The following is an 11167-nucleotide window of genomic DNA, read 5'->3' on the forward strand; positions in this document are numbered from 1 at the left end:
GTAGGGTGCGCGTGTGGCCAAGACCAAAGCAGTCTTCCGGTGCTCCGCGTGCACGCACGAGGTGTCCAAGTGGGTGGGTAAGTGCCCTGATTGTGGGGCATGGGGAACGGTGACCGAGGTGGCCGTTTCGGCGTCGGCCGCCGCGCCCGGTCGGCGGGCCATGCTGCCGAGTACGGCCGCGGCGCCGTTGTCGCAGATCGACGCCAAGGTCACGCAGGCACGGTCGACGGGGGTGAGCGAGCTCGATCGGGTGCTCGGGGGCGGGGTGGTGCCGGGGTCGGTGGTGTTGTTGTCGGGTGAGCCGGGAGTGGGCAAGTCGACGCTGTTGCTCGAGGTGGCGTTCCGGTGGGCGGCGGCGCGTGCGGAGACCGCACTGTATGTGACCGCGGAGGAATCCGCCGGGCAGGTGCGGTTGCGGGCCGATCGGACCGGCGCGGTGCACGACCGGGTGTATCTGGCGGCCGAATCGGATCTGTCGATCGTGCTCGGGCACGTGGAGCAGGTGCGGCCGACGCTGCTGGTGGTGGACTCGGTGCAGACCATGCTGGCGCCCGAGGTGGACGGCGTGATCGGCGGTGTCACCCAGGTCCGCGCGGTCACCGCGGCGCTCACCTCGCTGGCCAAGGCGACCGGGATCGCGGTGCTGCTGGTCGGGCACGTCACCAAGGACGGGAACGTGGCGGGCCCGCGCACGCTCGAGCACCTGGTCGACGTGGTGTTGCAGTTCGAGGGTGACAAGAATTCGTCGCTGCGGATGGTGCGCGGCATCAAGAACCGGTTCGGTAGCGCCGACGAGGTGGGCTGTTTCGAACTGCACGACGACGGCATCGCCTGCGTCGACGATCCGTCCGGGTTGTTCCTGCACCATCGCACCGACACCGTCTCCGGGACCGCGGTGACCGTCGCGATGGACGGCAAGCGACCGCTGGTGGCCGAGGTGCAGGGACTCACGGTCAAGACCGAGATTCCGCAGCCGCGCCGGGCCGTGAGCGGGCTCGACTACAACCGGGTGTCGATGGTGCTCGCAGTGCTGCAGAGCCGGGGGCGGGTGTTTCTCGGCAAGCACGATGTGTACGCGGCGACCGTCGGCGGGATGCGTTTGCTCGAACCGGCCGCCGACCTTGCCATCGCCTTGGCCATCGCGTCCGCCGAGGCCGATGTCGCCCTGCCAGCGGGCTGGGTGATCCTGGGCGAAGTCGGGTTGGCGGGTGAGGTTCGCAAGGTCACCGGGCTCGGCAGGCGGCTGGCCGAGGCCGAGCGGTTGGGGTTCACCACGGCGCTGGTTCCGCCCGGTTCGGAGAAAACCAAGACCGGCTCGATGCGGATCCACGAGGTCGGGGATCTGCGCTCGGCGCTGCGCCTGGCCGAACTCCGCAAATCCCGCGCACCGCGCGAGGTGGTGACCGTGGAATAACTCCGGCAACCACCCGAATCAGCGCGTTTCGACCATTTCCTCGCCAATGCCGATTGACGCCTTCGCTGATTCTGCGAACACTGCAAATCGACCCAACTCGAACATGTGACCTATAGCGCACCCGCACAATGTCCCCGCACGCGGGGACCGGCACTCACGCGACGAGGTTGAACGGCTCCGCGGCACTGCGAACGGCGCCGAGCTGGGCCACGACCATGTACGCGCCCGCAGGCACCTGAAGGCGCTCGCCCGCGCACTGCGGCTGCGAAGTGGTGCCGAACCAGGTGCCCTTGTACGACAGCTGTTCACCCGCCTTGAGCGTCTTCGTTTCCGGCGGGTCGTCGGCGTTGCAGTCGTTGCTCGCCCAGAGCCTGCGCTGCCCGTCGAGGGTGTAGACGAGGAACTGCGGGCCCGCGCCGAGGTCGCGTACGCAGGCCGCGGACGAGATATTGGTGATCACGGTGCCGAAAGCGGGCTGGTCACCGACCTTGTAGGTCGGCTGGCCGACGGTCACCTTCAGCGCAAGCGACTGATCCTGGCACGGCTGCGCCGCGGGCTGGTCGGTGGCGCTGGTCGTCGCAGCCGCGCTGGTCGGTGTGGTCGAGGAGCTGGTCGGAGTCGAGCTCGTCGTGGACGCGCTCGACTCCGCCGACGTGGTGGTAGTCGCCGCCGCGGAGTCCGCACCGGCCGAGTCGCCACCGCGCGCGACCATGGTGACGAGCCAGATCACGATCGCGAGCGCGACGATGATGACGCCGATCGCGAGTGCACGGCGGCGCCAGTAGATCTCCGGTGACAGCGGTCCATTCGGTTCCAGCACACCTCAAAGGTAAGCGCAGCGCGCAGGGGCGCGCTCGATGACCTCGGCGTGTCGGGGGCCGAACCGGGACGCGGGTCTGAAGTTCAGACCACCTCGCCGATATTGCCGACGGTGCGCCGCAGCTGCGCCCGGCCATCCTCCAGCTTGTAGGTGACACAGGCGATAGCGCACTGACCAGTGGCAACGCGCTGGGAAATGATCATCGACCGCTGCATGAGCAGCTTGCTGGTCTCCACCACGTGCCGTGCCTCGAGTTCGTCGACCGTGCTGAGCCCTTCACGACGTCCGACCAGAATCGACGGCGTCACCCGCTCGACCACGCTGCGGATGAACCCACCTGGCACCTCGCCGCCGTCGAGCGCGTCGATGGTGGCCTTCACGGCGCCGCAGCTGTCGTGACCGAGAACGACGATCAGCGGCACGTTGAGCACCTCGACGCCGTATTCGATCGAGCCGAGCACCGAACTGTCCACGACATGACCAGCGGTGCGCACGACGAACATGTCGCCGAGACCCTGATCGAAGATCAGTTCGGCGGCGACGCGGGAATCACCGCAACCGAACAGGATCGCGTGCGGGTTTTGGCCCTTGACGAGTTTGGCTCGGTCGGCAGCGCCCTGGCTAGGATGCTGCAGGGTGTCATTGACGAAGCGCTCGTTGCCTTCACGCAGCGACTTCCAAGCACTTATCGGATTGGAACCAGGCATACCGACCATTGTGCACACGCCCCTGGTTACCAGCGAGTCCGGCGCGTTACGGGTCGGCAAAGAGAGCCTGGCTCAGAGGGAACAACAACGGTGAGCATCGACGCAGACGCACTGCTGAACTGGTTCGACGAGACGGCGCGCGAGCTGCCGTGGCGCGAGCCCGACGCGACCGCGTGGCACATCCTGATGAGCGAGATCATGCTGCAGCAGACGCCGGTGGTCCGGGTGGAGCCGATCTGGCGGGAGTGGGTGGCACGCTGGCCGGTGCCGTCGGCGATGGCGGCTTCCTCGCAGGCGGAGGTGCTGCGGGCGTGGGGCAAGTTGGGGTATCCGCGGCGGGCGTTGCGGTTGCACGAGTGCGCGCGGGTGCTGGCAGCCGAACACGGTGACGTGGTGCCCGCCGATGTGGACATGTTGCTCGGACTGCCGGGAATCGGCGCGTACACCGCGCGGGCGGTGGCTTGTTTCGCCTATGGGCAGCGAGTTCCCGTGGTGGACACCAATGTTCGACGCGTGGTCGCGCGGGCGGTACACGGTCGCGAACCGGGTAACCCGTCCTCGCGGGATCTCGCGGAGACCGAAGCCCTCCTGCCCGTTCCGGTGCCGCGCGCCGCGAGATTCTCGGCGGCCCTGATGGAACTGGGCGCCCTGATCTGCACGGCCCGCAACCCCGACTGCGCCCGCTGCCCGCTGCCTCGCTGCGCGTGGGTTGAGGCGGGGAAACCCGCCGCCGAGGTTGCGCGCAAGGTTCAGAAGTACGAGGGGACCGACCGCCAGGCGCGCGGGCGGCTGCTCGATGTCCTGCGCGACGCGTCAGGCCCGGTCGAGCGGATCCGCCTCGACCTGGCCTGGACCCGCGACCCGGGGCAGCGTGCGCGGGCCTTGGATTCGTTGCTGGTCGACGGGCTGATCGAGCAGACCGATGACGGGCTGTTCGCGCTGGCGGGCGAGGGAAGCGCTGCGGGGTAGCGTCGGAACTCGGTGCTCGCGGCGACGATCGCACCTACTGGCGAACGGGCCCTTCACGCGGGCAGCTCTCCGCGCACCAGGGGCAGCCCTGCGAAGGAGTTCAGCGCGTCACGCGATGCAGAAACCGGCCGACATGCTCGCGATATACCTCGGGTTGTTCGTCGTGCACCAGGTGGCCTGCCCCCTCGATGCGCACGTACTCCGCCTCGGGAACCACCTCGGCCATCGTGCGCATCTGCCCCGGCGGGGTGATGGTGTGCTCGCCTTCGATCAGGAGCGCGGGCACGTGCAGCGACTTCCATTCGGCCCAGAAGTCGCGCGTGCCCCACTCTTCGGAGATCGCGCGGAAGGTGTCCACCTCGCCGTGTAGGCGGTAGCCGTCGGTCGCCTCGGTGAACGCTCGCAGGAAATAGGTGCCCGCGACCGGGCCGAAGTAGTCGAGCACGGCCTGTTCGTCGGGGAACGGTTGCGGCCACGAGTGGATCAATTCGGCCCAGTGGGCGGCGGTGCGGCCGGTGAAATCGGGGGCGATGTCCTCGACGACGATCGCGCGCACCCGCTCCGGATAGGTCGCCGCGAAGACCCACCCGTGGATCGCACCCATCGAATGCCCGACGATCACCATCGGCTCGGTGATCGAGGCGGTGAGCTCGGCCAGGTCGGCGACGAAGGCCTCGGTGGTGAGCTCGGCGGGCGTCGGCCGCCCGTGCCCGGCGGCATCCACGGCGTACACGTGCCCGTACCCGCGCAACCACGGCACCTGATCGGCCCAGGTCCGCGCGCTGCCCATCAGCCCGTGCAACAGCAGAATCGGGACCCCGGCCCCACCTTCGTCGTACAACACCTTGCCGATTGTGCCCCAGAGCGGGATGTTTCCCGAGCGGTCGTATTGTCAGCGCTATGGCTGTTGTGAAGATCAATGCGATCGAAGTTCCCGAAGGTGCGGGCCCCGAGCTGGAGAAGCGGTTCGCCGCTCGCGCCGGTGCGGTGGAGAACTCCCCCGGGTTCCTCGGGTTCCAGTTGCTGCGCCCCGTCGCCGGCGACAACCGGTATTTCGTGGTGACGCAATGGGATTCGGAGGAGTCGTTCGCCGCGTGGCGCGACGGTCCGGCCCGGGCGGCGCACGCCGGTAACGGTGGCGACGGCGAGCGTCCGAAGCCGGTGTCGACGGGTGCCTCGCTGCTCGAGTTCGAGGTCGTCCTCGACGTGCCCGCGAAGGCCTGACAGCGGCGTTTCCGCTGGACATGCGCATACGCGTATTGACGCGGACGGCTCGGGGCTGTCACAGTTCGAGGCAACATCCGCGAGGGTGCGCGGTAATTCCGGTGTGAGTCCGGAGCGGTCGCGCCACTGTCATCCATGTACCGGGTCACCGGTGCCGGAGAGCCAGACACCGGCACCTTCGCACCACACTTCAACCGTGGGACGCGTATCCCTACAGGAGGACCCGAATGGCTATCGCGCATTCACCCAGCCGGTCGACCGGCCTCGACACCCTCGCAACCGTGCTCGTCACGGTCGGTGTCGTTCTTCTTGCACTGCTCGCCCTGTACCTGGTCGGTTTCGACCAGGGGGCCGTCTCGCGTAGCGGGATGTTCCTGCACGAGCTGATGCACGACGGACGTCACCTGCTCGGTGTCCCGTGCCACTGATCGGATCACTCAAGACCCTGCTGTTGCGTGGTCTGCTGGCCGGTTTGATCGCCGGCCTGCTGGCCGCGACAGTGGGCTATTTCGTCGGCGAGCCCCAGGTGGACGCCGCGATCGCCATCGAAGAAGCCGGTTCCGCCGGGCATTCGCATGGGCCCGAAGCTACCGAGGGGCATTCCCACGGAGAAGAAGCGCTGGTCAGCCGGTCGGGACAGAAGGCGGGACAGTTCCTCGCGCTCGGCTTGGCCGGCATGGCGTTCGGTGCGCTGTTCGCGGCGGCGATCAACGTCGCACGCCGGTTCACGAAACTGTCCGGGACCCAATTGTCGTTGACCGCGGCGGTTCTCGCGTGGGCGGCGATCGTGGCGGTGCCGTTCTTCAAGTATCCGGCCAACCCACCCGCGGTGGGTGATCCGGAAACGATCAACGAGCGCACCTGGCTGTGGGTCGCGGCCGTCGTGCTCGGCCTGCTTGCCGTCACGGCAGCCGTCGCGGCTTACCGCGCGCTCGCCGCTTCGGACACACTGCGGCTCATCGCCGGGGTCGGCGCCTTCGTCGTGGTCACCACGGTCGGCTATGTGCTGCTGCCCGGCGTGAACGAGGTGGCCGACGACTTCCCCGCCACCCTGCTGTGGAATTTCCGGGTGGCCTCGCTGGCCCAAACAACCACGCTGTGGGTGAGTTTGGGGCTGGCGTTCGCCGCGCTCACCGAATTCGCTGCGCGGCGTAGCACTGCGGTAGTGGACAAGGTTCCTACCGCAGGGTGATCCTCGCGAGCAGCTGAGACAGGCAGTGTCTCCTGCCATGACCGGCACTGCCTCTCTTGTTTCCAGTACTCGCCCCCGCGCCGTGAACGTCGCGTTCGTCGGACTCCTCACCGCACTCGCCGCGGGCGTGGCCGAAGGACTGTTGCGCGCTGTGCGTGGCGGCGGCGAATTCGGCGCCACCGCAACAGGTTTGCTCCCTCGGCTCGCCATCTACCTGGCTGTCGCCGGCGTCGCGCTGTACATGCTCAACGGCAGCCGCGTCGCCCGCGCGGTATTGACCGTCGGCATCGGTGTGGTCGGCCTGATCTCGCTGATCATCGAGCCCTTGGCAGTGGTGTTGTCCACCGACGACTACACGACCCTGCTCGACGGCATGTCCGACAGCTCGATCGTGCTGGCCGGCTGCCGCGCGGTGCACATCCTTGCTGTCGTCATCGCGATTCCGGCCATGTACACCCCGGCCGCGCATCGCTGGTTCACCCAGCGCTGACCGGCGTGATCACGCAAAACGGCCGCCGCGAATCAGTTTTCTGATTCCGCGACGGCCGTTTGCGTGATTACGCCGGTTCAGACCAGCGCCGCGTCCAGCTCGATCTCGCCGACCCCGGTGAGGGCCTTGCTGACCGGGCAACCGTTCTTGGCCGCGAGCGCCGCCGCGGCGAACCCGTCGGCGTCGAGCCCCGAAACCTGACCGCGCACGGTGAGCTTGATCTTGCTGATGCCGAAGCCGCCTGCCGGGTCCGGCGCCAACGTCACGTCGGCGGTCACGTCCAGGCTTTCCGGCGTGCCACCGGCATTGGCGATCTCGGCCGACAGCGCCATCGAGTAGCACGACGAATGCGCCGCCCCGATCAGTTCCTCCGGGCTGGTGCCCTCGGCCGTGTCGGCCACTCGGCGCGGGAAGCTCACATCGAACTTGCCCACCCCCGAGCTGACCAGCTCGACCTGCCCGGACCCGTCCTGCAGTCCGCCTGACCAGAGTGTGCGTGCGCTACGAGTCGGCATCGCGATCCTTTCGATTCGTGTGTGGTGCGTTCGGTGACGAACCTACTCGCGCGGCGACGGATGGGGTCCCGCTCAGGAGACCTTGCTGGTGACTTCGTCGAGGCGCTCGAGTTTGTCGGGCCAGACCTGCTGGTGCAGATCGCGGATCGCCGCGGTCGGGAACCCGGAGTGGCGCAGACGAAGGCGGATGCCGCGCGGCTGCTTGAGGAATTCGGCGGCGACCACGGTTTCGACGCCGTCGGTGGCGGCGGTGACCCAGGTGAACTCGACCCGGCGGTTCTGTTCCAGGAGCAGGATGCGGCCGTAATGGGGGTTGCGTTTGTCGTCGGAGCCGGTGTCGAAGTAGAGCGGCTCGTTGACGGCCGGGCGCATCAGGACCGATCCGGGAACGGCCAGCCACAGGTCGAGACCTTGGGTCCACGCCGCGTAGAGCAGGCTCGGCTGCGCTGTCATCACACGCTCGACAGTGAGCTCGTGCGGGCGCGTGGACAGGTCCGGGGGGCGAACTTGCTGGTCCATCAGCCGACTCTACCGGTCCTGACCGGCCGAATGCCGCATCGGGTGTGCGACAGCGTCTCTCGCGTCATTCGGTCGCGGTCGCCCGGGCCAGCACAATGCCCCCGACGATCAGCGACAGCGCCAGCACGCGTCCCGCGCTCAGCGGGTCCTTGTGCACCAGTCGAAGCATGGAGCCCCGATCCGACCTGCTCAGCGGTGCGTCGCCGCCCACCGAGCGCACCGACGCGGCCCGAAATCGCGCGAAAGTGCTGGCGGCGGCCGCCGAACTCTTCGCCACCCGCGACCCGCGCACGGTCACCATGGACGACATCGCCAAGGCGGGCGTCGGGCGCGGCACCCTCTACCGCCGCTACCCCGGCCGCAACGCGATCGCGGTCGCCCTGCTCGACGAGCACGAACGCGCCCTCCAGGAACAGCTCCTGCGCGGTGCACCCCCACTCGGCCCCGGCGCTCCCCCGGCCGAGCGGCTGGCCGCCTTCTACGCGGCGATGATCGAATTGCTCACCCCCCGAAGACATCTCCCGATTCTGGAATCTGATCGACTCGGCATGGACGGCCACCGGTACCGAACCGGCCGCCGTTCTGCGATCGATCGACAGCGACCTCGACAGCCGACTCGACGCGTTCCTCGCCCAGTTGACCACCCTGTCGACAGCGTTCACCAGCGCGGAACTGACCGCCCTCGACCGCGTCGCCGAACGCGCGCTCTACGACCTCGACCGCGCTGACCTGCAGGCGGTCACCGACGGCTCCGACGACGGCTTCCTCTACGCGCGCGGGTTCATCGTGGCCATGGGACGCGACTACTACGACGCCGTCAATGCCGTCCCCGAGGCCGCGACCACAGACGCTGAATGCGAGCGAATGTGCTATTTCTTCGCCCACCTGCACAACGATCGCTTCGGCGGATTCCCCGAGACCGGCTCGGGAATCTCCCGGGAGTCGGCGTCGAACCCCGCCGGGTGGTCCTGAACGGCGACGTTCACGGTATCGGCGCGCGCCACAGTGGTAGTGGTGGCATCACCGCGGGCCCAGAGATGAAGCGGTCACCGGAAATACGTCCTCCACGTCGATCGAAGCATCGGGCGAAGTAGGACCTGGCAGGAAATACTGGCGCGGGCCGACACGTGCGTGGCTCGCACACAATAGGGTTGGGCAGGTGGGAGCGTCTGCGAAGTGGGAGCGTGGCTCGGCCGGCAAGGACCGGGGCCTGGCAGTGGTGATGCACGGATCACGGTGGCGCATATACCCGGTGGTCGTCGTCGGCTTTCTGCTGCTGGTGTGGCCGCTGCCCATCCTGCTCGGGCGCCACAGCGATGCGTGGCAGATCTTCGGGCTGCTGGGCTGGACGGGCATATTGGTCGGGATCGCCGAGTGGGTGCGTCAGCGACAGACGGTGGTGCTCGCGCGGGCGCGGCTAGCCGAGCAGACGCGCCGTCTGGCACAGGCTGAGCAGGCCAGGGCCGAAGCCGAAGAACGGCTCGCCGGTGCCCGCGAACTGCATGATGTTCTCGCCCACAGCCTTTCACTGATCAACGCGCAGTCATCGTTGGCGCTGGAACACTTCGATCGCAAACCGCAGCAGGCCGCAGCGGCGCTGGCCACGATCAAAACCACGTCCAAACAGGCTTCTACCGAAGTCCAGACCCTGCTCCACGCGATCCGCAGCGGCACCACTACCGCACCGGACTACCTCGAAAGCCCTGCCGTCGAACCTGATTCGGCCCAGCACCCCGAGCCACCACGCCCCACCCCACGCACCGCCACCCCCACCCTCGAAGACCTCGACACACTCCTGGAACGCCCGCGCGCAACCGGCCTCGACGTCGACACCAAGATCATCGGCATGCCGAAGAAGCTACCGAGTGTGATCGACGTGGCGGCGGCACGAATCGTCCAGGAATCACTCACCAACGTGGTCAAGCACGCCCCCGGCGCGGCAGCGCTGATCACCCTCCGCTACACCCCCCAATCCATCGACATCACCGTCGACAACACCCGCCCCACCGACACCGCCGTCCGCACCGGAATCGGCGGCAACGGCATCATCGGCATGCGTGAACGAGCCCACGCCCTCGGCGGCGCCCTCACCGCCGGACCACGACCGTCCGGCGGCTTCCGAGTAGCGGCCCGATTACCCGCCCGCCCGGCGGCTTCGGTGCCGTCCACCCGCCCGTCGAACGATTCGCGCCCGGCACCTGACAACGAAGCCAGCGCGTAGAGGGTCGCGCACGTGCCGCCTCCGCCGATCGGCGAACCGTGGTCACGCAATCTCGGTGATGGGGTACGCGAACTCCGCTTTCACCTTCACCCCCGAGAACACAGATTTCGACTGGAGGTAACCGATCATGACTGAGCACCCCTCGATGGACGACCTGCGCCGGGAACGGATCAGTAGCCCGGGCTTCGACGCGGGCGAATACGCAGCCGGACGGGCTGAGGCGATTCTCGCGATCGAGTTGGCCGAATCCAGTCGCGAGCGACGGCTGGAACTCGGGCTGACACAGACGCAGCTTGCCGAACGAGCTGGGCTGCGGCAGCCCGAGGTCTCGCGGCTCGAATCCGGCGGTGGGACACCGACTATCGGCATGCTGGAGCGTGTGGCGTATGCGCTCGAGGTCCGGTTCGTCGCACGGTTCGAGAAGGTCGACGCGGCGTAGGGCTACTGGTCTGCTTGTTTGCGTTCGGCGTCGGAAAATCGGGCGCGGCGGACAGCACCCGCCGGGGCGGCTTGGGCTCGGGAGGAGTAGGCGGAGAGGGCGTCGAAGGCGCCTCGGACGCCGCCTGCGACCGGGGCGTAGGTGATGGACGAGCCGGGGTCGAAGCCGAGGTTGGACCCTACTTCTACCGCGTCCATGTTGGCGCCGAGGAAGACGAAGGTCCAGTTGTAGACATCCTGCTGCTGGGTGATCAGCGACTTCACGGCGGCATGGGTCCATTCGCGGCTGGAGTTCTCGTGGCCGTCGGTGAGGACCACGATGATCACGGTGCCGGGGCGTTCGTGTTCGGGGCGGGCGGCCAGTTCGGTCCCCACGCTGGTGACGAGCTTGCCGAGCGCGTCGTAGAGCGCGGTCCCGCCACGCGGCTGCAGGTTCGGCGCGGGCACCTGCTCGAGCGGCAGGTTCGCATAAACCACGTCGTAGGTGGTGTCGAACTGCGCGAGCGTTACCTCGATCTTCTTCGGCACCTCCCGCTGCTGCTCGAAATAGGCAGCCAACCCGCCTGAGGTTCCCCCCGGGTAGTGGACACCGACTTGACAGACCACTCGGTCTGTTTGAAAGGATGTCCGCATGCCTCCTCGTAAACGCCGGTCGTTC

Annotated in this window: 16 protein-coding genes; 9 read left to right on the plus strand and 7 right to left on the minus strand. The window is 67.9% G+C overall.

The genetic code is table 11. The features are described from left to right. The first annotated feature begins 13 nt into the window (after window positions 1-13). On the plus strand, window positions 14-1414 hold the full coding sequence (gene radA / locus ACFWUP_RS29900) for a DNA repair protein RadA (protein ID WP_379239321.1): 1401 nt from the start codon (window positions 14-16) through the stop codon (window positions 1412-1414). Window positions 1415-1568: 154 nt separating this feature from the next. Here radA and ACFWUP_RS29905 read toward each other — a convergent pair whose 3' ends face one another. Together ACFWUP_RS29905 and ACFWUP_RS29910 are read right to left on the minus strand one after the other, a co-directional pair. Next, window positions 1569-2234 carry a hypothetical protein gene (locus ACFWUP_RS29905; RefSeq protein ID WP_379239322.1) on the minus strand — a complete coding sequence of 222 codons (666 nt, stop codon included), beginning with the start codon at window positions 2232-2234 and terminating at the stop codon, window positions 1569-1571. 83 nt (window positions 2235-2317) lie between these two features. Then, a complete protein-coding gene (locus tag ACFWUP_RS29910) occupies window positions 2318-2941 on the minus strand; it encodes a carbonic anhydrase (protein WP_379239323.1) in 624 nt (207 codons plus the stop codon). A 90-nt stretch (window positions 2942-3031) separates the two neighbouring features. Here ACFWUP_RS29910 and ACFWUP_RS29915 point away from each other — a divergent pair, with 90 nt between their 5' ends. After that, window positions 3032-3910, plus strand: a complete 879-nt coding sequence (locus tag ACFWUP_RS29915; RefSeq protein WP_379239324.1) for an A/G-specific adenine glycosylase — start codon at window positions 3032-3034, stop codon at window positions 3908-3910. A gap of 100 nt (window positions 3911-4010) precedes the next feature. Here ACFWUP_RS29915 and ACFWUP_RS29920 read toward each other — a convergent pair whose 3' ends face one another. Further along, complete coding sequence (locus ACFWUP_RS29920; RefSeq protein ID WP_379239325.1) at window positions 4011-4754, minus strand: alpha/beta fold hydrolase; 744 nt, start codon at window positions 4752-4754, stop codon at window positions 4011-4013. Between the two features lie 56 nt (window positions 4755-4810). Here ACFWUP_RS29920 and ACFWUP_RS29925 point away from each other — a divergent pair, with 56 nt between their 5' ends. The 4 genes from ACFWUP_RS29925 (at window position 4811) to ACFWUP_RS29940 (ending at window position 6816) form a co-directional block, all read left to right on the plus strand. Then, entirely contained in the window at window positions 4811-5134 is a 324-nt protein-coding gene (locus ACFWUP_RS29925) for an antibiotic biosynthesis monooxygenase (protein ID WP_101464713.1), read from the plus strand. A gap of 227 nt (window positions 5135-5361) precedes the next feature. Continuing rightward, a complete protein-coding gene (locus tag ACFWUP_RS29930) occupies window positions 5362-5562 on the plus strand; it encodes a CbtB-domain containing protein (RefSeq protein ID WP_019044677.1) in 201 nt (66 codons plus the stop codon). Next, on the plus strand, window positions 5553-6326 hold the full coding sequence (locus ACFWUP_RS29935; RefSeq protein WP_379239326.1) for a CbtA family protein: 774 nt from the start codon (window positions 5553-5555) through the stop codon (window positions 6324-6326). Before ACFWUP_RS29930 ends, ACFWUP_RS29935 begins: the two co-directional genes overlap by 10 nt. 37 nt (window positions 6327-6363) lie before the next feature. Beyond that, complete coding sequence (locus ACFWUP_RS29940; protein ID WP_379239327.1) at window positions 6364-6816, plus strand: hypothetical protein; 453 nt, start codon at window positions 6364-6366, stop codon at window positions 6814-6816. A gap of 77 nt (window positions 6817-6893) precedes the next feature. On the opposite strand, the gene ACFWUP_RS29945 is transcribed toward ACFWUP_RS29940, so the two are convergent. The 3 genes from ACFWUP_RS29945 to ACFWUP_RS29955 form a co-directional block, all read right to left on the minus strand. Further along, on the minus strand, window positions 6894-7331 hold the full coding sequence (locus ACFWUP_RS29945) for an OsmC family peroxiredoxin (RefSeq protein ID WP_379239328.1): 438 nt from the start codon (window positions 7329-7331) through the stop codon (window positions 6894-6896). Between the two features lie 72 nt (window positions 7332-7403). Then, the gene (locus ACFWUP_RS29950; protein ID WP_379239329.1) at window positions 7404-7850 is read right to left on the minus strand and encodes an SRPBCC domain-containing protein; all 447 of its coding nucleotides are present in this window, start codon (window positions 7848-7850) and stop codon (window positions 7404-7406) included. A 64-nt stretch (window positions 7851-7914) separates the two neighbouring features. Next, entirely contained in the window at window positions 7915-8151 is a 237-nt protein-coding gene (locus tag ACFWUP_RS29955) for a hypothetical protein (RefSeq protein ID WP_379239330.1), read from the minus strand. Window positions 8152-8387: 236 nt separating this feature from the next. Between ACFWUP_RS29955 and ACFWUP_RS29960 the strand changes: the two genes are divergently transcribed. The 3 genes from ACFWUP_RS29960 (at window position 8388) to ACFWUP_RS29970 (ending at window position 10510) form a co-directional block, all read left to right on the plus strand. Further along, window positions 8388-8822 (plus strand): DUF4240 domain-containing protein, encoded by a 435-nt coding sequence (locus tag ACFWUP_RS29960; protein ID WP_379239335.1) that lies wholly within the window; start codon window positions 8388-8390, stop codon window positions 8820-8822. Window positions 8823-9009: 187 nt separating this feature from the next. Then, a complete protein-coding gene (locus ACFWUP_RS29965) occupies window positions 9010-10071 on the plus strand; it encodes a sensor histidine kinase (protein ID WP_379239331.1) in 1062 nt (353 codons plus the stop codon). 127 nt (window positions 10072-10198) lie between these two features. Beyond that, window positions 10199-10510 (plus strand): helix-turn-helix domain-containing protein, encoded by a 312-nt coding sequence (locus ACFWUP_RS29970; protein ID WP_379239332.1) that lies wholly within the window; start codon window positions 10199-10201, stop codon window positions 10508-10510. Window positions 10511-10512: 2 nt separating this feature from the next. Here ACFWUP_RS29970 and ACFWUP_RS29975 read toward each other — a convergent pair whose 3' ends face one another. After that, the gene (locus tag ACFWUP_RS29975) at window positions 10513-11067 is read right to left on the minus strand and encodes a VWA domain-containing protein (protein WP_379239333.1); all 555 of its coding nucleotides are present in this window, start codon (window positions 11065-11067) and stop codon (window positions 10513-10515) included. Window positions 11068-11167 lie beyond the last annotated feature (100 nt).

The sequence above is a fragment of the Nocardia sp. NPDC058658 genome (genome assembly GCF_042716665.1).
Classification (GTDB): Bacteria; Actinomycetota; Actinomycetes; order Mycobacteriales; family Mycobacteriaceae; genus Nocardia.